Annotated in this window: 18 protein-coding genes; 11 read left to right on the top strand and 7 right to left on the bottom strand. The window is 71.0% G+C overall.

Features of this window, described 5'->3' with window-relative positions:
• Nucleotides 1-28: 28 nt before the first annotated feature.
• Entirely contained in the window at nucleotides 29-1,138 is a 1,110-nt protein-coding gene (locus HUW46_RS05220) for a GNAT family N-acetyltransferase (protein WP_215546191.1), read from the top strand.
• Here the strand turns inward: HUW46_RS05220 and HUW46_RS05215 are convergent, their stop codons facing one another.
• The 4 genes from HUW46_RS05215 to HUW46_RS05200 all read right to left on the bottom strand — a co-directional run bounded on the left by HUW46_RS05215 (nucleotide 1,139) and on the right by HUW46_RS05200 (nucleotide 8,401).
• On the bottom strand, nucleotides 1,139-2,539 hold the full coding sequence (locus tag HUW46_RS05215) for an MFS transporter (protein ID WP_215546190.1): 1,401 nt from the start codon (nucleotides 2,537-2,539) through the stop codon (nucleotides 1,139-1,141).
• An 85-nt stretch (nucleotides 2,540-2,624) separates the two neighbouring features.
• Entirely contained in the window at nucleotides 2,625-3,065 is a 441-nt protein-coding gene (locus HUW46_RS05210; RefSeq protein ID WP_215546189.1) for an Rrf2 family transcriptional regulator, read from the bottom strand.
• 97 nt (nucleotides 3,066-3,162) lie between these two features.
• On the bottom strand, nucleotides 3,163-3,663 hold the full coding sequence (gene def / locus HUW46_RS05205; RefSeq protein ID WP_215546188.1) for a peptide deformylase: 501 nt from the start codon (nucleotides 3,661-3,663) through the stop codon (nucleotides 3,163-3,165).
• A 97-nt stretch (nucleotides 3,664-3,760) separates the two neighbouring features.
• The gene (locus tag HUW46_RS05200; RefSeq protein ID WP_215549680.1) at nucleotides 3,761-8,401 is read right to left on the bottom strand and encodes an ATP-dependent helicase; all 4,641 of its coding nucleotides are present in this window, start codon (nucleotides 8,399-8,401) and stop codon (nucleotides 3,761-3,763) included.
• A 174-nt stretch (nucleotides 8,402-8,575) separates the two neighbouring features.
• Here HUW46_RS05200 and HUW46_RS05195 point away from each other — a divergent pair, with 174 nt between their 5' ends.
• From HUW46_RS05195 to HUW46_RS05175, 5 genes are all read left to right on the top strand, one after another.
• Nucleotides 8,576-10,519: an Hsp70 family protein gene (locus tag HUW46_RS05195; RefSeq protein ID WP_215546187.1), complete on the top strand. Its 1,944-nt coding sequence runs from the start codon at nucleotides 8,576-8,578 to the stop codon at nucleotides 10,517-10,519.
• A 261-nt stretch (nucleotides 10,520-10,780) separates the two neighbouring features.
• The gene (locus tag HUW46_RS05190; protein ID WP_215546186.1) at nucleotides 10,781-10,975 is read left to right on the top strand and encodes a DUF3046 domain-containing protein; all 195 of its coding nucleotides are present in this window, start codon (nucleotides 10,781-10,783) and stop codon (nucleotides 10,973-10,975) included.
• 200 nt (nucleotides 10,976-11,175) lie between these two features.
• Nucleotides 11,176-12,225 carry a recombinase RecA gene (gene recA / locus HUW46_RS05185; protein WP_215546185.1) on the top strand — a complete coding sequence of 350 codons (1,050 nt, stop codon included), beginning with the start codon at nucleotides 11,176-11,178 and terminating at the stop codon, nucleotides 12,223-12,225.
• A 272-nt stretch (nucleotides 12,226-12,497) separates the two neighbouring features.
• A complete protein-coding gene (locus HUW46_RS05180) occupies nucleotides 12,498-13,040 on the top strand; it encodes a regulatory protein RecX (RefSeq protein WP_442860915.1) in 543 nt (180 codons plus the stop codon).
• A 71-nt stretch (nucleotides 13,041-13,111) separates the two neighbouring features.
• Entirely contained in the window at nucleotides 13,112-13,489 is a 378-nt protein-coding gene (locus HUW46_RS05175; protein ID WP_215546184.1) for a ClpX C4-type zinc finger protein, read from the top strand.
• 53 nt (nucleotides 13,490-13,542) lie between these two features.
• Here HUW46_RS05175 and eda read toward each other — a convergent pair whose 3' ends face one another.
• Both eda and edd read right to left on the bottom strand, forming a co-directional pair.
• Nucleotides 13,543-14,163 carry a bifunctional 4-hydroxy-2-oxoglutarate aldolase/2-dehydro-3-deoxy-phosphogluconate aldolase gene (gene eda, locus HUW46_RS05170; RefSeq protein WP_215546183.1) on the bottom strand — a complete coding sequence of 207 codons (621 nt, stop codon included), beginning with the start codon at nucleotides 14,161-14,163 and terminating at the stop codon, nucleotides 13,543-13,545.
• A 34-nt stretch (nucleotides 14,164-14,197) separates the two neighbouring features.
• Entirely contained in the window at nucleotides 14,198-16,078 is a 1,881-nt protein-coding gene (edd, locus tag HUW46_RS05165; RefSeq protein WP_215546182.1) for a phosphogluconate dehydratase, read from the bottom strand.
• Between the two features lie 287 nt (nucleotides 16,079-16,365).
• Between edd and HUW46_RS05160 the strand changes: the two genes are divergently transcribed.
• Genes HUW46_RS05160 through HUW46_RS05140 form a run of 5 tightly spaced genes read left to right on the top strand, consistent with a single transcriptional unit; the run spans nucleotide 16,366 to nucleotide 21,408 of the window.
• The gene (locus tag HUW46_RS05160) at nucleotides 16,366-16,659 is read left to right on the top strand and encodes a hypothetical protein (protein WP_215546181.1); all 294 of its coding nucleotides are present in this window, start codon (nucleotides 16,366-16,368) and stop codon (nucleotides 16,657-16,659) included.
• On the top strand, nucleotides 16,656-17,489 hold the full coding sequence (locus HUW46_RS05155; protein WP_215546180.1) for a hypothetical protein: 834 nt from the start codon (nucleotides 16,656-16,658) through the stop codon (nucleotides 17,487-17,489). The genes HUW46_RS05160 and HUW46_RS05155 overlap by 4 nt, the downstream gene beginning before the upstream one ends.
• A 54-nt stretch (nucleotides 17,490-17,543) precedes the next feature.
• Complete coding sequence (locus HUW46_RS05150; RefSeq protein ID WP_215546179.1) at nucleotides 17,544-19,433, top strand: fumarate reductase/succinate dehydrogenase flavoprotein subunit; 1,890 nt, start codon at nucleotides 17,544-17,546, stop codon at nucleotides 19,431-19,433.
• A gap of 3 nt (nucleotides 19,434-19,436) precedes the next feature.
• Complete coding sequence (locus HUW46_RS05145; RefSeq protein ID WP_215546178.1) at nucleotides 19,437-20,192, top strand: succinate dehydrogenase/fumarate reductase iron-sulfur subunit; 756 nt, start codon at nucleotides 19,437-19,439, stop codon at nucleotides 20,190-20,192.
• A 22-nt stretch (nucleotides 20,193-20,214) separates the two neighbouring features.
• On the top strand, nucleotides 20,215-21,408 hold the full coding sequence (locus HUW46_RS05140; protein ID WP_215546177.1) for an SGNH/GDSL hydrolase family protein: 1,194 nt from the start codon (nucleotides 20,215-20,217) through the stop codon (nucleotides 21,406-21,408).
• Between the two features lie 207 nt (nucleotides 21,409-21,615).
• Here HUW46_RS05140 and HUW46_RS05135 read toward each other — a convergent pair whose 3' ends face one another.
• On the bottom strand, nucleotides 21,616-22,461 hold the full coding sequence (locus HUW46_RS05135; protein ID WP_215546176.1) for a helix-turn-helix transcriptional regulator: 846 nt from the start codon (nucleotides 22,459-22,461) through the stop codon (nucleotides 21,616-21,618).
• Nucleotides 22,462-22,502: the final 41 nt, after the last annotated feature.

The raw sequence follows: 22,502 nt of genomic DNA, 5'->3' as shown, positions 1-22,502 counted from the left end.
GCAACACCCGGCGGGGACCGTGGGTGGCATGGACATCAGTCGTGCTCGACCGGCCCCCGTGACCGACGTGGGCGGATGGCAGCTCGCCGAGGCGGGCTCGGCGGTGTGGCGCCTGCGCGTCTCCATGGACGACGGCACCGGCACACTGGCCAGGATCGCGATCAGGCTCGCCGATCTCGGCTGCAACATCCTGGGCGTTTCGGTGCTTCCGATCCCCGGCGGCGTGCTCGACGAGATCGTGGTGCGGCCCCAGCCAGGGCTGGCCAAGCAGGACCTCGCCGAAGCGATCCAGGCCGAGGGGTGCGTGTGCGGCGGTATCACCGACGCCGAGGTGCGCGAGCTGGTCGACACCGCGACCGTGACCCTCGGCGCGGCCACCGCGGCGATCGCCGAGCGCGAACGGGTGCACAACGCCGTCCGCGATGTGCTGACGGCGGATCTGGTCACCACGGTCCCGGTCGCCGAGGCGAACCCCGGCCGGACCGAAGGCGGCCACCGCGTGGTGTTCGACCTCGACGGCACCACCGCGCTCGTGGCCCGAAGACGCTGGACCCCGTTCGTGCAACTGGAACTCACCCGCGTCCGCGCGCTGCTCGCGCTCCTCGGCGCGGCTCGCGCCAATCCCGGAGCGCCGGTGGCGGTCGCGTGCGACGACGGCGCGGCCGTCGTGCTGCGGGAGGGCGTGCCCGGCGATGCCGACGCGGTGGTCGCGCTGCACGCCCGGTGCTCCAGGACGACGTTGTTCCAGCGGTACCACAGCGGCACGCCCGCGGTGCCCCGCCGCTGGCTGCACCGGTTGCTCACGCCCGCGCGGGGACTGAGCGTGCTCGCGGTGTGCGGGCGCGAGGTCGTGGCGCTCGGGCAACTGCTCGGCCTGCCGAACCGGCCGTCGGCCGAGGTGTCCCTGCTCGTCGAGGATTCCTGGCAGCGCAACGGTCTCGGCACCGCGTTGCTGGCGAGGCTCGCGGAGCTCGCCGTCCTGCGCGGCCACCACGAGCTGACGGCCGTGTGCCTGCCGGGCGAAGACGGGGTGCCGCGCACGGCGGTGCGGGCGGGACTCGCCGCCGTGCGCGCGGAAGGCGACCGGAACCTGGTCGAGATCGCGCTTCCCGCCCGCCTTCCCGTCTCCGCCGCCTGATCATCCCGCGGTCCGCCGCATCCGGTACGCCACGAGCGCGGCGGGGACGACGATCGCCGCCATGGCAAGGAAAGCGTCGGAGTAGGCGCCCCCGGCACCGGTGTGCAGCGGGTTGACGGCGTCGCTGTGCAGCCTCGCGGTCACCAGTACGCCGAACAGGGCGGGACCGGTGCCCGCGCCGAGGAACTGGGCGCCTTGGAGGATCCCGAGCCCGACCCCGGCCTGCTCCGGCGGCAGCGCGCCCGCCGCGGCGCTGATGAGCGGGGTGATCACGAAGATGAACCCGACGGCGAGCCCGAGCATCCCGGCTCCCGCGGGGAGCACCGAGGTACCGCCCGTGAAGGTCGAGAGGACCAGTGCGGAGGACCCCATCACCGCGAGACCGCCCAGCACCAGGGAACGGGTGCCCGCGCGGTCGGCGAGGCGGCCGATCACCGGCGACAGCACGGCGACCGCGACCCCGGCCGGGATCATGACCAGCGCCCCCTCGCCCGGCGCGAGGCCGTTGACGTCGACCACCAGCAGCGGGACGAGCACCAGGCCGCCGAGGTTGACGATCATCGCCAGCAACGCCACGACGACCGCGGCCCGGTAGACCCGGTTGGCGAACAGCGCGGGCGGGACGAACGGCAGGGCGGCGCGCGCGGTGCGCCACCCGAAGAGCGCGATCGCCGCCACGGCCGCCAGGAGACTGCCCCACGACGACGGCGCGGCGAAACCGGCGACCTGCGCCTGCGTCACGCCGAACAGGACCAGTCCAGCGCCGAGGCCGAGGAAGACGCCGCCGAGCAGATCGAACCGGTGCGCGCCTTCCGGGGATTCGCCAGGCAGCACCCGCCACGCCACGGGGAGCAGGACGGCCGCGACCGCCAGCACGAGCCAGAACAGCGCGCGCCACCCGAGGAACTGGCCGATCCCGCCACCGAGCGCAGGCCCCGCGGCGGCGCCGACACCGGTGGCCGCGGAAACCACGCCGATCCCCATCGCCCGCGCGCTTTCCGGCAGCAGCCTGGTGATCGCGATGATCGAAAGCACGGGAAGCGCGGCCGCGCCGACCCCCGTCACGACCCGCCCGGCCACGAGCACGAGCAGGTTCGGCGCGAGCGCGCAAACCAGGTTCCCCGCCGCGAAGGTCACCAGCGCGAAGGCGAAGAGGCGGCGCAGGCTCATCCGGTCGGAAACGCGGCCGTAGAACGGAATCCCGATCGAGAACACCAGCAGGAAACCGGTGACGATCCAGGCGAGCTCCGCCTCGGAAGCCCCGAACTCCGCGCCGACCGACGGGAGCATGAGGTTGACCATGTCGCTGGCGACGACCGTGACGAGCACCGCGGGCATGAGCACGGCCAGCAGGGCGGGCGCGCGGCCGGCTCGTTCCGGTGCGGCGGATACGGGGGTCATTTCGCGCGTCCTCCAAGGAATTCTACTGCAACTATCACGGTTACAGTTAGGGCAAGGGAAAAGGCGGAGGGAAACCTCCGCCTGGCTATTTCGGTACGGCGTGTGCCCGCTCGGCGGCCAGCACCTGCTGGACCAGGTGGGCGATGGTCGTCCGGCCGAGCCGTTTCTCCATGGCCCGTTCGGCGTCCCGGAACTCGGTTTCCAGCAGGTTCTGCATGTGCCGCCCGACTTCGCACGCGTCACTGGGCGGATGGGCGTGCCGCGACAGGATCGGCCCGTCTTCGACGGCGGTGTACGCGTCGTGGAGCGTGATCTCCCGCGGCGCTTTGGCGAGGGACCAGCCGCCGCCGCGTCCTTCGGTGGCCCACACCAAACCCGCGTCCCGCAGGCTGCCGAGGATGCGGCGCACGAGAACCGGGTTGCTCGCCAGGCTGTCCGCGATCTCCGCGGAGGTCAGCGAATGGTCCCAGCGCGCCAGCATCGTGAGCGCGTGGATCGCGACGGCGCTCCGGCTGCTGAGACCCATTGCGCCCCCTTCGCGATCGTCGCCGAACTAACTGTAGCTAAGTTAGTTCCAGTTTGGTGCCACCGTCAAGCCGCCCGTACCGGGAAGTGGTTGCCCGTCACCGCTTCCAGAACCAGTCCTTGCCCCGCGCCTCGCGCAGCGCTTCGCGTTTGCGGTCCTGCGTGAGCCGGTCGAGGTAGAGCTTGCCGTCGAGGTGATCGGTCTCGTGCTGCAGGCACTGGGCGAGCACGTCGACGCCCTCCACCTCGATCGGTTCGTTGCGCTTGTCCACCCCGCGCACGACGGCTCGTTTCGCCCGCACGGTCGGGAACCACAGCTCGGGGACGGAAAGGCAGCCTTCGTCGATCTCGTGGGTCTCCTCGGAGAGTTCGACGATCTCCGGGTTGAGGACGTACCCGATCAGCCCGCTCACGTTGTAGCTGAACGCGCGCAGGCTCACCCCGATCTGCGGTGCCGCTAGCCCCGCCCGCCCCGGCAGCTTGACGGAGTCCAGCAGGTCGTTCACGAGCGATTCGAGACCCTTGTCGAACCTGGTCACCGGGTCGCACACCGTTTTCAGCACCGGGTCACCGAAATAGCGCAGTTCGCGCACCGCCATCTGGAAACTCTTCCCTTCTCCGCGCCGCGCGCGTTCGCGACCGCGGACCTCGACGGGCCCGGTGATCACGGTCTCGACCAGCAGATCGTGGCGCAGTTTACGCGCGAAGGCGCAAGCCCTTGGGGGTGGCGCGGAAACCCGCTTCCCGCAGCACTTCCGCGAGTTCGGAGGTCAGGGCGTGCTCGCCGTCGGCGCGCTGCACGGCGAGCTGGCCGAGCCAGCCTTCGCGCACCACCCGGGACAGGGCGTGCGCGGCGGCGCGGAGCACGTCGGGATCGGTGCTGAAGGACAGCAGGGACTTCCCGCCGCGTTCGACGTAGAGCCCCGGCACCCCGTCGACGAGCACGGCCAGCGCACCCGCCTTGCGGGCGGGGCGGTGCTTCGTGCCGCCGACCGCGGCGGGCCAGTCCAGCGCCGCGCCGTAGGGCTGCGCCGGATCGCTCGCCGCGAGCACCACGGCCTCGTGCGCCGAGCCAGGCCCGCGTGGACGGGACCCGTTCGCCTCGGAGACCGCGCGCAGCCTGTCGACGGCCCCCTTCGCCGCGAACTGGGCGGCGCCGAGCCCCTCGACGACGTAGCCGCGCACGACCTGGCCGGAGTCCTCCATCCCGCGCAACACCTTGTAGATCCCGGAAAAACCACCCGTGACCCGTTCGGTGTCGAGCGCGCCCCTGGTGAGCACGCCGTGCCGTTCCAGGAAGGCCTCGGTGCGGGCGTGCGTCCTCCGCGTCGGATCGGTTTCCCGCGACGGCGTCAGCGCCCACCGCCCGGCGACCGTGGGCGGCCCGGTGCGCGAGGGCATGGCCGTCCGTCCCGCGCGCATCCTGGCGTACCGGCCCCGCGGCGCGCTCCGCCGCGGCTTGTGCGTCGCCCCCTTTCCGGAAACCTGGGCCCGCACCGGGCCCAGCGTGTCGCCGGTGACCACACCCGCCCACACCAGGTCCCACAGCGCGGCGACCACCGCGCCGTCGTCCGGCGCCGTTTCCACGAGCGCGGAGACCCGGTCGACGAGCTGGCGGAAGAACAGCGCGCCCAGGTCCAAAGTGGACACAATGGCGTTGTGCAATGGGGTGTCCGGCACGGATTCGCTGATCTCCGGCAGGAGCAGATCGGCCACATCGGACGGTGCCACGGCGAGCCAGCCGTCCCCGCCGGCGAGCGACCCGCAGCCGCACCAGGTCACCTCGCCCGCGGTGGTCAGCTCGTCGAGCAGCGCGGGGTGGTACCCGGGCAGGCGGTTCGGCAGGATCAGCGATTCGACCGCGCTCGCCGGCAGCGGCGCGCCCGCGAGCTGTTCCACCACGGACAGCACGTCGTCCGCGGTGGGTGCGGCGCGCATCCTGGCGCCGATACCGTGCCACGACGGCAAAAACCGGCCCAGCGCCGCCGGTTCGACCGGCTCGACCTCGGCCCTGAGCTTGGCGAGCGAGGCACGGCGAAGGCGCCGCAGCACACTCGCCTCGCAGTATTCGATCCCGGCGCCGTGCGACTCCGGATGGCCGACCGGGCTCAGCTCACCCCGGATCAGCCTGCCCGAGGAGGTCAGCCGGTCGAGCACGCCGGTGACCACCGCGGTGCCCAGCCCGAACCGCCCGGCCGCCTTCGCCGCCGGGAACGGGCCCCTGGTGCGCGCGTAGCGGGCCAGCAGGTCGCCGAGCGGATCGGCGACCGGTTCGGTGAACGCCTCCGGCACCCCGACCGGGAGCGCGGCGCCCAGCGCGTCCCGGACGCGGCCCGCGTCCTCGATCGCGAGGAACCGCTCCTCACCGCCGATCCGCACCCGGATCGCGCGCCGGGTGGATTCCAGCTCAGTGAGCCATTCCGGTGCCACCCCGCGTTCGGCCGCCTCGGCCTCGGTCAGGTCGCCGAGCAGCCGGAGCAGATCCGCGGTGTCCTCGACGCCCCGGGCCCGGCGGTCCTCGTCGAGCCGCTGCAGCGAACGCTCCACTTCGGCGACCACGTCCGCGTCGAGCAGTTCGCGGATCGCCTCGGTGCCGAGCAGTTCGGCGAGCAGCGTGGAGTCCAGCGACAGCGCCGCCGCGCGCCGCTCGGCGAGCGGCGCGTCGGTCTCGTACAGGAACATCCCGACATACCCGAACAGCAGGCTGCGCGCGAACGGGGACGGCGACGGGGTTTCCACCTCGACCACCCGCACGCGGCGGGACCGCACGTCGGTCATCAGCTCGCGCAGGCCGCCGACGTCGTAGACGTCCTGCAGGCATTCGCGCATGGCTTCGAGGATCACCGGGAACCGCTCGTACTTCGCGGCCACCGAAAGCAGTTGCGACGCGCGTTGCCGCTGCTGCCAGAGCGGGGACCGGCGGCGCGGATCCCGCCGGGGGAGCAGCAGCGCGCGGGCGGCGCATTCGCGGAACCGGGCGGCGAACAGCGCCGAACCGCCCACCTCGGCCACGATCACCTGCTCGACCTCCTCCGGGTCGAGCAGGATGTCGTCCGCCGTCACCAGCACCTCGGCACCCTCGGCGTCGAGCGCCTCGGGCAGGCGCAGCACGATCCCGTCGTCGGAGTGCGCGACCTGCGCGTCGACACCGCGGTTCTCCCGCAGCTTCGCCGCGATCGCCAGCGCCCACGGCGCGTTGACCTGCGCGCCGAACGGGGAGTGCACGACCACCCGCCAGTCGCCCAGCTCGTCGCGGAAGCGTTCGAGCAGCACCGTGCGGTCGTTCGGCACGTGCCTGGTCGCGGTGCGCTGCTCGTCGAGGTAGGCGAGCAGGTTCTGGCCTGCCCGCTCGTCGAGCCCGGCCGCGGCCGACCGCGCCGCGCCCCCTTCGGAGTCCATTGTGGACAGCTCGCGGACGAAGGCGCCGAGCGCCCTGCCCAGTTCCAGCGGCCGCCCCGGCGCGTCGCCCTTCCAGAACGGCATCCTGGCCGGTTCGCCGGGCGCGGGCACCACGATGACCCTGTCGTGCGTGATGTCGGTGACCCGCCACGACGAGGTGCCGAGCAGGATCGTGTCCCCGACGCGGGACTCGTAGACCATTTCTTCGTCGAGTTCGCCGACGCGGCTCCCTGGAGAGCCTTCGGATCCCGGCGTCATCACGGTGAACAGGCCGCGGTCGGGGATCGTGCCGCCGGAGGTGACCGCGAGCCGCTGCGCGCCCGGCCTGCCCTTGAGCTCGCCGGTGACCCTGTCCCAGGTGATCCGCGGCCGCAGCTCCCCGAACTCCTCGCTCGGGTACCGCCCGGCCAGCATGTCGAGCACCGCGTGCAGCGCGTCCTCCGGCAGCCCGGCGAACGGGGCCGCGCGGCGGGTGAGCGAGGCCAGCTCCTCGACGGTCCACGGTTCCAGCGCGGTCATCGCCACGACGTGCTGGGCGAGCACGTCGAGCGGGTTGCGCGGGTAGCGGACCGCCTCGATCGCCCCCTCGGCCATCCGCTCGGCGACCACCGCGCACGAGACGAGGTCACCGCGGAACTTCGGGAACATCACGCCGGAGGACACCGCGCCGACCTGGTGCCCGGCGCGCCCCACCCGCTGCAGCCCGGACGCCACCGTCGGCGGCGCCTCGATCTGCACGACGAGGTCGACCGCGCCCATGTCGATGCCGAGCTCCAGCGAGGAGGTCGCGACCACGCACGGCAGCCGCCCCGACTTCAGCTCCTCTTCGACGTGGGTGCGCTGCTCGCGCGACATCGAACCGTGGTGCGCCTTGGCGATCGCGGCCTCCGCGCCCGTGGTGAGCCCGGATTCGCCGATCGCCTCCGCCGGAAACCGTTGTCCTGGCTGGAGTTCCGCGGGCTGTTCGGCGGCGAGCTCGTTCAGCCTCGCGGTGAGCCGCTCGGTGAGCCGCCGCGAGTTCGCGAACACGATCGTCGACCGGTGCGCCTTGATCAGCTCGAGCACGCGCCCCTCGACCGCGGGCCAGATCGACGGCCGGTCGATCTCCGCGCCGCCGATCTCCTCCTGGGTGCCGATCCCGCCCTCGGACGGCAGCTCGAGCGAATCCCGCGGCCTGGACGGCGCGTCGAGGCTGCCCATGTCCTCCACCGGCACCTCGACCCGCACCTCGATGGTCTTGGCGAGCTTCGGCTGCACCACGCGGACCGGCCTGCCGCCGCCGAGGAACGTGCTCACCTCGTCGATCGGGCGGACCGTCGCGGACAGGCCGATGCGCTGGGCGGGCCGCGGCAGCAGCGCGTCCAGCCGTTCGAACGACAACGCGAGATGCGCGCCGCGCTTGGTGCCCGCGACGGCGTGCACCTCGTCGAGGATCACCGTCTCGACACCGCGCAGCGATTCGCGCGCCGAGGAGGTGAGGATGAGGAACAGCGACTCCGGCGTGGTGACCAGCACGTCCGGCGGCGTGCGCAGGAACGTGCGCCGCTCGGCGGGCGTGGTGTCCCCGGTGCGCATGCCGACCGCGATGTCCGGCGCGGCGAGCCCGAGCCGCCGCGAAGCCTGCGAGATCCCGGCCAGCGGGGCGCGCAGGTTGCGCTGCACGTCGACGGCGAGCGCCTTCAGCGGCGAGACGTACAGGACGCGGCACCGCTCGGTGCGCGCGGCCGGTGGCGGTGTGACGGCGAGCCGGTCGAGCGCCCACAGGAACGCGGCGAGCGTCTTGCCCGACCCGGTCGGCGCGACCACCAGCGCGTGCTCCCCGGCATGCGCGGCCCGCCACGCCCCGGACTGCGCGTCGGTGGGCGCGGCGAAGGCCCCGGCGAACCAGTCCCTGGTCGCGGGGGAGAACAGTTCGAGTACTTCCGCCACGCCGTCCATCTTGCGCCCGCGCACCGACAGTTTCCGCCCGAGCCGTGAACAGGGGCTGATCGTGACGCGGAAGACGGGACCAACTTGCCGGGTCCGCACGCGCCGTGACGGCGGACGTGGGAGCATCACGCCGTCGCAATCGGATCGCCACTGGGGCGGCTGTCGTGTTCACGAGGGAGAGCTGTGCGGATCCTGTCGGTGGATCTCGGAACGTCCAACACGGTCGCGGTGCTGTCCGCGCACGGACGCCCGCCGAGGGTGATCGAGGTGGACGGTTCCGCCACCATGCCGTCCGCGGTGTTCGCGGACGAGGACGGCACGCTCATGGTCGGCCGCGACGCCGAGCGGCGCGCGCGGCTGGACCCCACCCGGTTCGAGCCCAACCCCAAGCGCCGGGTCGACGAGCAGACGCTCCTGCTCGGTAGCGACGTCGTCCCGGTCAACGAGGCGCTCGCCGCGGTGCTGCGCCGGGTGCTCGAAGAGACCTCGCGCCAGCTCGGCGGCGACCACCCCGACGAGATCAGGCTGACCCACCCCGCCCAGTGGGGGCCCGTCCGCCGCAACGTGCTGCTGTCGGCGGCGCGGCTCGCGGGCATGCGCACCGCCGTGTCGCTCGTGCCGGAGCCGGTCGCCGCGGCCGCCCACTTCGCTTCCTTCCCCGGCAAGGCGCTCGCACCGGGGCAGGCGCTCGCCGTGTACGACCTCGGCGCGGGCACGTTCGACGTCGCGGTCGTCGGCGCCACCCAGAACGGGTACGCGGTGCTCGCCGAAGACGGTCTTCCCGACCTCGGCGGCCTCGACGTCGACCAGGCGCTGCTGGTGCACGTCGGACGCGAGGTCTCGCACAAGGACCCGCAGCGCTGGCAGCGCCTCCTGCGCCCGGAGTCGACGCCGGACCGGCGGACCCGGCGCGCGCTGCAGGAGGACGTGAAGGCCGCGAAGGAGGCGCTGTCCCGGCACCCGCAGACCGAGGTGCCGATGCCGGAGCCGTTCACCGACGTGCTGGTCACGCGCGCGGAACTGGAGGCGCTCGTCCGCCCCGCGATGCTGCGCAGCGTCGAGCTGCTGGCCAGGACCGTCCGCTCGGCCGGGCTCGCGCCGGAGCGGCTCGCCGGGATCTACCTCGTCGGCGGGTCGAGCAGGCTCCCGCTGGTCGGCACCATGATCGCGGAGAAGATCGGCGTCGTGCCCGGCAGCCTCGACCAGCCGGAAACCGCCGTCGCGCTCGGCGCGCACCACGTGGCTTCCGACGGCATCAGCATGCGCACCCAGAACGTCGACGGGCAGGTCGCGGCCACCGGCACCGGCGCGCATCCGATGGGACCGGCGCAGACCGGCCCGCACGCCCCGCCGCCGCAGGTCGCGTCGGTGCCGGGGACCCAGTCCGGGCCGTACGGCATGCCGAGCGGGGCGTACCCGCCGCCGTCCTACCCGCCGAGCGGCCCCCAGCAGGCGCTCGGCGGCCAGCAGCAACCGGCGCCGTCGAACTTCCCGTCCGGTTTCCCCTCGGTGACGAAGGAAGAGGAGAAGAAACCGGCCGGGAACCGGAAGAAGATCATCATCGGCGCGGTGGCCGCGGTCGTCGTGCTGCTCGCCGCCGGTGCCGCGTACTTCCTCTGGCCGAGCTCGTCCTCGGGCACCACCTACACCGCGGACCAGTGCCAGAAACCGGGCGCGCCCGAGGACAAGGGCTTCACCGGGTGCCTGCGCCAGCTCGCCGGGAAGGTGCCGGACAACGGCCAGTGCAACCCCGGCACCGGCAACGCGGCCATCGCACCGCCCGCCAACGAGAACTTCGGGGTCAGCGTGACCTGCTCGACCCCCGCGCTGGCCGGCGCACAGGTCACCTACATCCACGGCACTTCGCAGGACGCGCTCAAGGAGTACTCGGACCGGCTGCTCGCCTCCACCAAGGCGGAGCAGGTGCAGGCGCAGTGGAAGGGCAACGGCCTCGACGGCACGTACTCGTCCTCGGCGGGCGCGACCTCGTCGGTGCTGGTCTTCCGGGTCGGCGACCGGCCGATGATCGGCGTGCTCTACCAGACCAAGGGCACCGACCAGCAGGGCACCGCGTCCGAACTCGCTGACTACTTCGAAAAGAACATCCAGCCGGGCGACGCGAGCTGAATGCCCCGAAAGTGGCTTTCGGGGACGTAGACGCCCCGAAAGCCACTTTCGGGGCATGCAACCAACTGGATCAGCGGCGGCGGTTGTTCCGCAGTATCACCACGAGCACCGCCACCAGCGACGCGGCGGACACGACACCGAGCCCGATCGAACCCCACGCCGGGATTGCCGCTTCCGCCAGGAACATGCCCCGATGCTACCCGCGCGTGTCGCGGCGGTGCTCGTGCCGGACGCCGGTGGGCACGGCCTACGCTGGAGCCGATGCGAATCACGGTGTTCCGGCGGTTGATGGCGGAAGAGTTCGGGCCGCGCAGGGCGGAAACCCTGTCCAAGGACTACGTCATGAGCGGGCTCGGCGGGCGCACCGTCGAGCAGGCGCTCAAGGCCGGTGTCTCGGCCAAGGAGATCTGGCAGGAGGTCTGCACGACGTTCGACGTGCCCCCCGAGCGGCGGTAGCGGCCCGAAACCCTACCGCAAGGGCGTGTCACTCCCAGCCTCGAACACGTGTTCGGCTACGATGTTGTGCACATCGGGGTCAGTCATCCACAGATCGCCACACCCGGCCCGGAATTGTCGGTCCCCGCCCGTAGCGTCGGACCGGCAAGCAGACAACCGAACCAAGCCCACAGGCACCACGACCAACGAGGTGGACTCCAATGCCCCCAGCAGCACCGGACAAGGACAAGGCACTCGAGCTGGCGCTCGCCCAGATCGACAAGCAGTACGGCAAGGGGTCGGTGATGCGCCTCGGCGATGAGGGGCGCGCCCCCATCGCGGTCATCCCCACCGGTGCGATCGCGCTCGACGTCGCGCTCGGCATCGGCGGCCTGCCGCGCGGCCGCGTGGTGGAGATCTACGGCCCGGAATCCTCCGGTAAGACCACGGTCGCGCTGCACGCGGTGGCCAACGCGCAGCGCAACGGCGGTATCGCCGCGTTCGTCGACGCGGAGCACGCGCTCGACCCCGAGTACGCCAAGGCGCTCGGCGTCGACACCGACGCGCTGCTCGTCTCCCAGCCGGACACCGGCGAGCAGGCGCTGGAGATCGCGGACATGCTGATCCGCTCCGGCGCGCTCGACATCCTGGTCATCGACTCGGTGGCCGCGCTTGTGCCCCGCGCCGAGATCGAGGGCGAGATGGGCGACTCGCACGTCGGCCTCCAGGCCAGGCTGATGAGCCAGGCGCTGCGGAAGCTCACCGGCGCGCTGTCCAACTCCGGCACCACCGCGGTCTTCATCAACCAGCTCCGCGAGAAGGTCGGCGTCATGTTCGGCTCCCCGGAGACCACCACCGGTGGTAAGGCGCTGAAATTCTACGCCTCCGTCCGGCTCGACGTGCGCCGCATCGAGACCCTCAAGGACGGCGGCGAGCCCGTCGGCAACCGCACCAGGGTCAAGGTCGTCAAGAACAAGGTCGCGCCGCCGTTCAAGCAGGCCGAGTTCGACATCCTCTACGGCCAGGGCGTCTCCCGCGAGGGCTCGCTCATCGACATGGGCGTCGACCAGGGCATCGTCCGCAAGTCCGGCGCCTGGTACACCTACGAGGGCGACCAGCTCGGGCAGGGCAAGGAGAACGCGCGGAAGTTCCTGCGCGAGAACCCCGACATCGCCAACGAGATCGAGAAGCGCATCAAGGAGAAGCTCGGCATCGGCCCCCAGCTCGACGCCGAAGAGACCGCGGCGGTTCCGGCACCGGTCGACTTCTGAATGGCAGGGTTTTGGGGTGAGCTGTGTTCGCGGAACACGCTCACCTGAGCCCGCCATTCAGGTGCTGACCCGGGGGGCGACCCCCCGGACCCCCGCGGTGCGAGCTCCTCACCCTGACGGGCGCTGGGCGCGTTGATCGGTGACCAGCGTCCGGCTGCGCTTTCGGGATGAGCGTGATCGGCATCTGGCGCGCTTTCTTGGTGACCGGTGTCCGGTTTGTGTTTGTGGGTGGGAAGTTGGCCGGGAAAAGGATTTGATCGGAGGGGAGATTTGTGGCGGGGCGGAAGGTGGATCTGGAGGAACTGGGGCCTCGGGAGCGGGTGGCGGCGGCGAAGGGGGTGTGCTTCGACCTGCTGGCGGCGCGGCCCCGTACCAAGGACGAGCTGCGGCAGGCCTTGCGCCGCAAGGGGTTCGACGAGGAAACCCGCGAGACGATCCTCGGCAAGCTCGACCACGCCGGGCTCGTCGACGACGCGGCGTTCGCCGAGTCCTGGGTGCGGTCCCGGCACACCCACCAAGGCCTCGCCCGTTCCGCACTCGTCGCCGAGCTCAAGCGCAAAGGCGTCGACGGCGAAACCGCGGTCGAAGCGGCGGGTGAGGTCGACCGAGAGGCCGAGGAGCAGCGCGCCCGCGAACTCGTGCGCAAGAAGCTCGGCAGCATGACCACCCTCGACGAGCAGACCGTCACCCGGCGGCTGCTCGGCATGCTGGCCCGCAAGGGATATCCGCAAGGGCTCGCCTACCAGGTCATCCGGGAAACGCTTCGCGACGTCGGCGCCGAGTCGACCCTCCTCGACGACGCCGTCAGCGACTGACCGGAGCACGACAACCTTGTCAGGTAACCCCTGACGCGCGTAAGGTTCTTCCTGACACGAGGAGGAACCCGATGGCCGACGTCAAAGAAAAGCCCGCGATCGCGAGCTGCTCGTTCTGCCGCAAACCGAACAGTGAAGTGGAAAAGCTCGTGGCCGGGCCCGGCGTGTTCATCTGCGACGGGTGCGTGACACTGGCGGCCCGCGTCATCGCCGACGCGAGCACTGTGTCCACTTCGGACTCCCCGGTGGCGCCGTGGGACGTCGAGATGTCACTCGACGCGGTGCTCGCGACACTCGGTTCCGTTGCGGCGGCGGGGGAACAGGCCGAGCGCAACCTCGCCATCTGGGTCGCGAAGGCGCGGTCACTGGGCGGCACTTGGTCGCAGATCGGGCAGGCGCTCGGCATGGCGCGGCAATCGGCCTGGGAACGGTTCGCGGCCGAGGACTGACCCGCGGCAACTGCCGGAGTCGCGCGGCGCCGCCTTGGGTGCGGGCCGCGCGACTACAACGCGGCGGCCTCCCTGGCGAGCGTCTCGATGCGGGCGAAGTCCTTCGCCGCCACGGCATCCTTCGGCGTGAGCCAGGAACCGCCGACGCAGCCCACGTTCGGCAGCGCCAGGTAGCGCGGCGCGCTTTCCGGGGTGATCCCGCCCGTCGGGCAGAAGCGGAGCGAAGGCAGCGGGCCGGCGATCGACTTCAGGTAGTCCACGCCGCCGCTGGCTTCAGCGGGGAAGAACTTCAGCGCGCTCAGCCCGCGTTCGGAGAGCCGCATCGCTTCCGAAACGGTGCTCGCGCCGGGGAGGAACGGCAGCCCGGTGCCGAAGGCGGCGTCGAGCACGCTGTCCGTGCAGCCGGGGGTCACCAGGAACGCGGCGCCCGCGTCGGCGGCCTGCTTGGCCTGGCCGGGGGTGGTGACCGTGCCCGCGCCGACGGTGATACCCGGCACCTCGGCGGCGACCCGCTCGATCGCGGCCAGCGCGGCCGGGGTGCGCAGGGTCAGCTCGATGACCTCGACGCCGCCCGCGAGCAGGGCCTTCGCCAGCGGGACCGCGTCCGCGGCGTCGTCCACCACGACCACGGGCATCACGGGGGACAACGCGAGCAGGTCGGGACCGGTCGTCACGGGTAGTACCTCCTGTATCGGGCCTGCATCGGGTTCAGGCCAGGCTCTGCTGCGACTCGGACGGGTGCGCCGGGCGGCCGAAGTGCTCCGGTGTCACCGCGCCGAACACGCTCGCACCCTGATCCGCCGGTCCGACCGCCCGCCGCAGCGCGGCGAACAGCTCACGACCGGTGCCGGTCCAGGATGCCTCCTCGGGCGGGCCGTCCACCAGCTCGCGCGACGCGAGTTCGGTCGCACTCACCAGCACGTCCAGCTCGCCCGTGGTGGCGTCGAGCTGGACGAGATCGCCGTCCCGCACGCGCGCCACCGGGCCACCGGCCGCGGCTTCCGGGGTCAGCTGGATCGCGGCCGGGATCTTGCCGGAGGCGCCCGACATCCGGCCGTCGGTGACCAGAGCCACCCGGTGGCCGCGGTCCATCAGCACGCCGAGCGCGGGCGTGAGCCCGTGCAGCTCGGGCATCCCGTTCGCGCGCGGGCCCTGGTCGCGGATAACCACGACCACATCGCGGTCCAGCTCGCCCGCCTTGAACGCGCGGTCGAAGCCCTCCTGGGTGGTGAACACGCGGGCGGGCGCGCGCACCACGCGGTGCTCCGGCGCGACCGCGGACACCTTCAGCACGGCGCTGCCGAGGTTCCCGGTGAGCATCCGCAGCCCGCCGTCGGGGGCGAACGGGTTCGACACGGGACGCAGCACGGATTCGTCGAGGCTGCGGGTCTCGACCTCGCGCCACCCGAGTTTCCCTTGCCGCAGAACAGGTTCCGCGCGATACCGGTGCAGCCCGGTGCCCGCGACGGTGCGCACGTCGGGGTGCAGGAGGCCCGCGTCGAGCAGTGTGCCGACGAGGAACTGGACACCGCCGGCGGCGTGGAAGTGGTTGATGTCGGCGCTGCCGTTCGGGTAGACGTTCGCGAGCAGCGGCACGACGAGCGAAAGCTCGTCGAAATCGTCCCAGGTGAGCTGGATCCCGGCCGCCGCGGCGATCGCGACGAGGTGCATGGTGTGGTTCGTCGACCCGCCCGTGGCGAGCAGCGCGACCACGCCGTTGACCACGGCGCGCTCGTCGACCACTTCGGCCACCGGCGTGTACTCCTCGCCGCGCGACAACGCGACGGCACGTCGCCCCGCTTCCTCGGTGAGCGCGCGGCGCAGCGGGGAACCCGGCTGGACGAAGCTGGCACCGGGCAGGTGCAGGCCCATCACCTCGACCACCATCTGGTTCGAGTTCGCGGTGCCGTAGAAGGTGCACGTGCCCGCCGAGTGGTACGACGCCGCTTCCGCGTCGAGGAGGTCTTCCCTGGTGGCCTTGCCCTCGGCGTAGAGCTGGCGGATCCGGGACTTCTCCTTGTTGGGCAGCCCGGAGTTCATCGGGCCCGCGGGCACCAGCACCGCGGGCAGGTGCCCGAAGGACAGCGCGCCGATCAGCAGTCCCGGCACGATCTTGTCGCACACTCCGAGCAGCAGCGTCGCGTCGAACATGTCGTGGGACAGCGCGATCGCGGTCGACATGGCGATCACCTCGCGGCTGAACAGCGACAGCTCCATCCCGGCGCGGCCCTGCGTGATCCCGTCGCACATCGCGGGCACTCCGCCCGCGAACCGCGCCACCCCACCGGCTTCCCGGACCGATGCCTTGAGCCAGGCGGGGTATTCGTGCATCGGCTGGTGCGCGGACAGCATGTCGTTGTAGGAGGACACGATCGCGACGCCGGGCATCCGCAGTTCGCGCAGCGCCTTCTTGTCGGCGCCTTCCGCGGCGGCGAATCCGTGCGCGAGGTTGCTGCACGCGAGGCCGCGGCGAACCGGGCCTTCCTCGTGCGCGGCGGCGGTGCGGGCGAGGTAGGCGGACCGCGTCTCGGCGCTCCTCGCGGCGATGCGGGCGGTGACTTCGGCGACGACGGGGTGAACCGGGGGCATGGCGAGCTTCGTCCTCCTCGCGGCGCGCGAACGGAAGAAGCACCGAAAAGCCGCGCGCCTTGTGGGTCTGGCCGACGGCAGCGCTGACGTGGCTCGGTCGTGACAACGGCCACAGTACCCAAGAAATCCCTGGTTTCAAAATCGATACAGATAGCCGGTAGACGTGACCCCCGTCACGCGCTGTAGGGGTGGTGTGCTACTTGTCACACAGCACACAGCACGGCACAGTCGAACCAGCGGCTGCGATCTGTTAGACGGCCGTGCTCCCGAACGACGCGGAGGTACGCATGCCCACCACCACGGAACTGGTCGAACTTCGGCGCACCCTAGGGCAACTGAGGCAGTGCGTCGGCGCGTTGCGTGCCCGCTACGGCGAAGCGTCCTCGGTGCGACGCCTCGCGAACGACCTGGAACGGCTCGAGATCGACGCGGGCGAACTGGACCAGGCGCCGGTGCCCGCGCAGGCGAAGCCGGACGACCGCGCGAACGTCGTCGTGGTCCCCGATACCCCGTACGACCCAGCGCTATGGCAAGGCGCCGACGACGAAGGTGTCGGCGGCTACCAGCGTGACCAGCGTTGAGCGCGCCGGCTCGTAACGAGGCGAGCCAGGCGGGCACCGGCGTCCGGGCCCCGTCGAGGGCCCGGATCGCCGAGAAGACGCTGCGCACCGACCGGTGGTGGCTTTCGCCGCTGCTGACCACCGCGGGCCTCGCCACGTTCGTCATCTACGCGACGATCCGCTCGTTCGTCCGCACCGCGTACTGGGTCGAGGACTACCACTACCTGACGCCGTTCTACTCGCCGTGCGTCTCGGCGTCCTGCGTGCCGGGTTCGAGCCACTTCGGACACTGGTTCGGCGAACTGCCGTCGTGGATCCCGCTCGGCTTCATCGTGCTGCCGTTCCTGCTCGGCTTCCGGCTCACCTGCTACTACTACCGCAAGGCCTACTACCGCTCGGTGTGGATGTCGCCGCCCGCGTGCGCGGTGGCGGAGCCGCACGCGAAGTACACCGGCGAGACCAAGCTGCCGCTGATCATCCAGAACGTGCACCGCTACTTCTTCTACGTCGCGGTGCTCGTGTCACTGGTGAACACCTACGACGCGATCACGGCGTTCCACGGCAAGGGCGGCGGGTTCGGCTTCGGCCTCGGCAACATCATCCTGCTCGGCAACGTGATCCTGCTGTGGGCCTACACGCTTTCCTGCCATTCGTGCCGGCACGTCACCGGCGGCAGGCTCAAGCACTTCTCGAAGCATCCGGCGCGGTACTGGATGTGGACGCAGATCACGAAGCTCAACACGCGGCACATGCCGCTCGCGTGGACCACGCTCGGCACCCTGGTCCTGACGGACCTCTATGTCATGCTCGTGGCCAGCGGCGCGATCGCGGATCTGCGCTTCGTGAACTGACCGGAACTCGCGGCACCCCAACGGACAACGGCGTCAACAAAGGTGGCTTCATTCATGACCGAGGTCGAACGGCACAGCTACGACGTGGTGGTGATCGGTGCGGGCGGTGCTGGCCTGCGCGCGGTCATCGAGGCGCGGGAGCGCGGTCTCAGCGTCGCGGTGGTGTGCAAGTCGTTGTTCGGCAAGGCGCACACGGTGATGGCGGAGGGCGGCTGCGCCGCGTCGATGGGCAACGCCAACGCCAACGACAACTGGCAGGTGCACTTCCGCGACACCATGCGCGGCGGGAAGTTCCTCAACAACTGGCGCATGGCCGAGCTGCACGCGAAGGAGGCGCCGGACAGGGTATGGGAGCTGGAGACCTACGGCGCCCTGTTCGACCGCACCAAGGACGGCAGGATCAGCCAGCGCAACTTCGGCGGGCACACCTACCCGAGGCTCGCGCACGTCGGTGACCGCACCGGACTCGAGCTGATCCGCACCATGCAGCAGAAGATCGTTTCGCTGCAGCAGGAGGATTTCGCGAAGTACGGCGACTACGAGGCGCGGGTGAAGGTCTTCGCCGAGTGCACCGTCACCGAACTGCTCAAGGACGGCGAGAAGATCTCCGGCGCGTTCGGGTACTGGCGCGAGTCCGGCCGGTTCATCCTGTTCGAAACGCCCGCGGTCGTGCTGGCCACCGGCGGCATCGGGAAGTCGTTCAAGGTCACCTCGAACTCGTGGGAGTACACCGGTGACGGGCACGCGCTGGCACTGCGCGCGGGCGCGAACCTGATCAACATGGAGTTCGTGCAGTTCCACCCGACCGGCATGGTGTGGCCGCCGAGTGTGAAGGGCATCCTGGTCACCGAAGGCGTGCGCGGTGACGGCGGCGTGCTGAAGAACTCCGACGGCAAGCGCTTCATGTTCGAGTACGTGCCGGACGTGTTCAAAGGTCAGTACGCGGACAGCGAGGAAGAGGCCGATCGCTGGTACGCCGACGCCGACAACAACCGGCGCACCCCGGACCTGCTGCCGCGCGACGAGGTGGCCCGCGCGATCAACTCGGAGGTCAAGGAGGGCAGGGGATCGCCGCACGGCGGCGTTTTCCTCGACATCGCCTCGCGCATGCCCGCCGAGGAGATCCGGCGGCGGCTGCCGTCGATGCACCACCAGTTCAAGGAACTCGCCGACGTCGACATCACGAAGGAGCCGATGGAGGTCGGCCCGACCTGCCACTACGTGATGGGCGGGATCGAGGTCGACCCGGACAGCGCTTCCTCGACGGTGCAAGGACTTTTCGCGGCGGGGGAGTGCTCCGGCGGGATGCACGGGTCGAACCGGCTCGGTGGCAACTCGCTGTCGGATCTGCTGGTGTTCGGCCGCAGGGCGGGGCTCGGCGCGGCGGACTACGTGGACTCGCTGGAAAAGCGGCCAGAGGTAAGCCAGTCCGATGTGGACAATGCGGCGAAGGTCGCGCTCGCGCCGTTCGAACGGGACCCGGTGCGCAACCCCTACACCGTGCACGCGGAACTGCAGCAGACCATGAACGACCTGGTCGGCATCATCCGCAAGGCGGAGGAGATGTCGAGCGCGCTCGAGCGGCTCGGCGAGCTGAAGGAGCAGGCCGCGGTCGTCGGCGTCGAAGGGCACCGGCAGTTCAACCCCGGCTGGCACCTCGCGCTCGACCTGCGCAACATGCTGCTCGTCAGCGAGTGCGTGGCGAAGGCGGCGCTGCAGCGGACGGAGAGCCGCGGCGGGCACACCCGCGACGACTTCCCGAAGATGGATTCGAAGTGGCGCAACACCTTGCTGGTGTGCGCCGCCGACGGGGACGGTGTCTCGGTGACGCCGAAGGAACAGCTGCAGCTCCGCCAGGACCTGCTGGAGCTGTTCGAGGTCACCGAACTGGAGAAGTACTACACCGAACCGGAGATCGCGACGCACCCGGAAAGGAAGGCGTAGCCCATGAGTTACAAGGGTCAGTTCCGGGTGTGGCGGGGCGACATCGACGGCGGCGGGCTCGAGGACTTCGAGGTCGAGGTCAACGAGGGCGAGGTCGTACTCGACATCATCCACCGCCTGCAGGCGACGCAGGCACCCGATCTCGCGGTGCGGTGGAACTGCAAGGCGGGCAAGTGCGGGTCGTGCTCGGCGGAGATCAACGGCAAGCCGCGCCTGCTGTGCATGACGCGGATGTCGGTGTTCTCCGAGTCCGAAACGATCACGGTGACGCCGATGCGGACGTTCCCGGTGATCCGGGATCTCGTCACGGACGTGTCGTTCAACTACACGAAGGCACGCGAAATCCCGTCGTTCACGCCACCGGAGGGCCTGAAGCCCGGCGAGTACCGGATGCAGCAGGTCGATGTCGAGCGCTCGCAGGAGTTCCGCAAGTGCATCGAATGCTTCCTGTGCCAGAACACCTGCCACGTGGTGCGCGACCACGAGGAGAACAAGGCCGCCTTCGCCGGGCCGCGGTACCTGATGCGGGTCGCCGAGCTGGAGATGCACCCGCTCGACGTGGCGGACCGGCGTGACCAGGCGCAGGAGGAGCACGGTCTCGGGCTGTGCAACATCACCAAGTGCTGCACCGACGTGTGCCCCGAGCACATCCACATCACCGACAACGCGCTCATCCCGATGAAGGAGCGCGTCGCCGACCGCAAGTACGACCCGATCGTCTGGCTCGGCAACAAGCTGTTCCGGCGCAAGGAGAACTGACGCACGATCACTGGGGAGACAAATGAAAAGGACGACCAAGCGGCGGCTTTCCGCGCTCGCGGCCGTGGCGCTGGTGAGCGCGCCGGTCGCGCCCGCGAGTGCGGCGCCCGGGTTCGGCGTGTGGCGGGGCGTCTGGGCGAGCGCGCCGCAGGCCCCCGATCCGGGGAACTGGTCGGGCACCGGTTTCGCCGGGCAGACCGTGCGCCAGGTGGTGTGGGTCAGCGCGGGTGGCGCGGTCGTGCGGATCCACCTGTCCAACACCTACGGAGGCGCGCCGCTGCCGGTCGCGGGCGCCACCCTCGGGCGCAGTGGTGGCGGTGCCGCCGCGGAATCCGTGCGGGCGCTGACGTTTCGGGGCCGCGCGGCGACGGTGATCCCGGCGGGCGGCGAACTCGTCAGCGATCCCGCCTTCTTTCCGTTGGCACCACTGGACAAGCTCGTGGTCACGCTGTCGTTCACCGCGCCGACCGGACCGGTGACCCAGCACCCGTTCGGTGGCGCCCTCGCGTACCGGGCGCAAGGGAACCATCTCGCCGACACCTCGGCGGAGGCGTTCACGGAGACTTCGCGCGCCGGATATCTCCTCACCGGGGTCGACGCGCTGGGGCCGTTCACCCGTGCCGCGGTGGTGGCTTTCGGCGACTCGATCACCGACGGTTTCGCGTCCACTTTCGGCGCGGGCAACGGGTATCCGGACGAACTGGCGGAACGGCTGCACGGCCGGTTCGGCGTGCTGAACGAGGGAATCGGCAGCAACTTCCTGCTCACCGACTACCCCGGCGGCGGCGAGGCCGGGGTCAAGCGGTTCGCCCGCGACGTCGTGGCGCGGCCGGGGGTGCGTTCGGTGATCGTCCTGGAAGGCATCAACGACATCGGCGCCAGCGACGAAAGCCTCACCGTGCGGAAGCTGGTGGACGGGCAGCGTGCGCTGATCGAAATGGCGCGTGCCAACGGAATCAGGGCGATCGGCGGCACGGTCATCCCGTTCGAAGGCTCACCGCGGTACACCGCGCACCGCGAGGCGTTGCGGAACGGGCTCAACGCGTGGATCCGCGATTCCGGTGCCTACGACGCGGTCGCCGATTTCGACCGCGCGCTGGCCGATCCGGCGAACCCGCACCGCATCCGCCCCGGCTACGACAGCGGCGATCACATCCACCCCGGCGACACCGGCTACCACGCGATGGCCGAAGCGGTGGCCCCGGCGACGCTCTGAGCCGATCTCCGACGCGGCGGGGAGTGCGCCGCTAGATTCCCCGAAGGCCACCTTCGGGGAATCTAGCGTCACTTTCTCGGCCCTCGCGGGCGTGCGGGCACGGCTGTGCATGCCCCGAAGGTGGCCTTCGGGGCGCTAGACGCCGCGAATCCACCCCTCGCACGCTCGACCGCCGCGACGCGCGTGTCCCGAAAGTCACCTTCCGGGCTAGATGCTGCCGCTGAACCGTTCCTGGCCCAGTACGGCGAGGAGCTGGAGCTTGTCGTGCCCCTCGGTGCCGGGGGCCGCGGTGAGCACGAGCAGCGCCTGCGACTGGTCCTCGGTGAACAGTGCCTGGCAGTCGAGTTCGATCGCGCCCAGTTCGGGGTGCAGGAGCACCTTGTGGTCCTCGAAGCGCTTGACCACCTCGTGCCGTTCCCACAGTCCGGCGAACTCCGCGCTGGCGTTCCGCAAGGTCCGCACCAGTTCACCGGCGGGGGAGTTCGGGCCCATCGCCCCGTGCGCGGCACGCAGGTTCGCGACCTGGGCACGGCTTTGCCGGTCACGATCGTTTTCCGGGTACAGGCGCCGTTCGCCGGGATCGGTGAACCAGCGGTAGACCTCGCTGCGGGCCAGTCCCCGGTAGCCGGAGCGGTCGCCGAGCAGGGCGCGGGCCAGGTCGTTCTGCACCAGCGTTTCGCCGAGGTTCGACAGGATCAGCGCCGGCGTGTCGGTGAGCCGGTCCAGCACCCGCAGGAGCGCCGGTGCCACGTGCGTCGCCGCCATCACCGACGCGGGCGCGTTGTGCCCGGCCACCCGGAACAGGTAGTCGCGCTCGTCGGCGGTGAGCCGCAGCGCCCTGGCGAGCGCGCTGAGCAGCTGGGCGCTCGGCTGCGGCCCGCGGCGCTGTTCGAGCCGGGTGTAGTAGTCGGTCGACATCCCGGCGAGCCCGGCGACCTCCTCGCGGCGGAGGCCGGGGGTGCGGCGGCGCGCGCCGGTGGGCAGCCCGAGATCCTCCGGCCGCAGTGCTTCGCGGCGGAGGCGCAGGAAGTTCGCCAGTTCCGGTCGATCCATGGCGCCCAGTATGGGACGCGCACCCGTGACCAGCCAGGGAT

The sequence above is a fragment of the Amycolatopsis sp. CA-230715 genome, assembly GCF_018736145.1.
GTDB lineage: Bacteria > Actinomycetota > Actinomycetes > Mycobacteriales > Pseudonocardiaceae > Amycolatopsis.
The sequence above is the reverse complement of the archived record's forward strand: the minus strand, read 5'-3'. Positions and strand labels throughout refer to the sequence as shown.

Coding starts and splice junctions, on each gene's coding strand:
- HUW46_RS05220 (WP_215546191.1), top strand. CDS start 29: ATGGACATCAGTCGTGCTCGACCGGCCCCCGTGACCGACGTGGGCGGA.
- HUW46_RS05150 (WP_215546179.1), top strand. CDS start 17,544: ATGACCGAGGTCGAACGGCACAGCTACGACGTGGTGGTGATCGGTGCG.
- recA (WP_215546185.1), top strand. CDS start 11,176: ATGCCCCCAGCAGCACCGGACAAGGACAAGGCACTCGAGCTGGCGCTC.
- HUW46_RS05160 (WP_215546181.1), top strand. CDS start 16,366: ATGCCCACCACCACGGAACTGGTCGAACTTCGGCGCACCCTAGGGCAA.
- HUW46_RS05145 (WP_215546178.1), top strand. CDS start 19,437: ATGAGTTACAAGGGTCAGTTCCGGGTGTGGCGGGGCGACATCGACGGC.
- def (WP_215546188.1), bottom strand. CDS start 3,663: ATGGCGGTGCGCGAACTGCGCTATTTCGGTGACCCGGTGCTGAAAACG.
- HUW46_RS05140 (WP_215546177.1), top strand. CDS start 20,215: ATGAAAAGGACGACCAAGCGGCGGCTTTCCGCGCTCGCGGCCGTGGCG.
- HUW46_RS05210 (WP_215546189.1), bottom strand. CDS start 3,065: ATGGGTCTCAGCAGCCGGAGCGCCGTCGCGATCCACGCGCTCACGATG.
- HUW46_RS05200 (WP_215549680.1), bottom strand. CDS start 8,401: ATGGACGGCGTGGCGGAAGTACTCGAACTGTTCTCCCCCGCGACCAGG.
- HUW46_RS05190 (WP_215546186.1), top strand. CDS start 10,781: ATGCGAATCACGGTGTTCCGGCGGTTGATGGCGGAAGAGTTCGGGCCG.
- HUW46_RS05215 (WP_215546190.1), bottom strand. CDS start 2,539: ATGACCCCCGTATCCGCCGCACCGGAACGAGCCGGCCGCGCGCCCGCC.
- edd (WP_215546182.1), bottom strand. CDS start 16,078: ATGCCCCCGGTTCACCCCGTCGTCGCCGAAGTCACCGCCCGCATCGCC.
- HUW46_RS05135 (WP_215546176.1), bottom strand. CDS start 22,461: ATGGATCGACCGGAACTGGCGAACTTCCTGCGCCTCCGCCGCGAAGCA.
- HUW46_RS05175 (WP_215546184.1), top strand. CDS start 13,112: ATGGCCGACGTCAAAGAAAAGCCCGCGATCGCGAGCTGCTCGTTCTGC.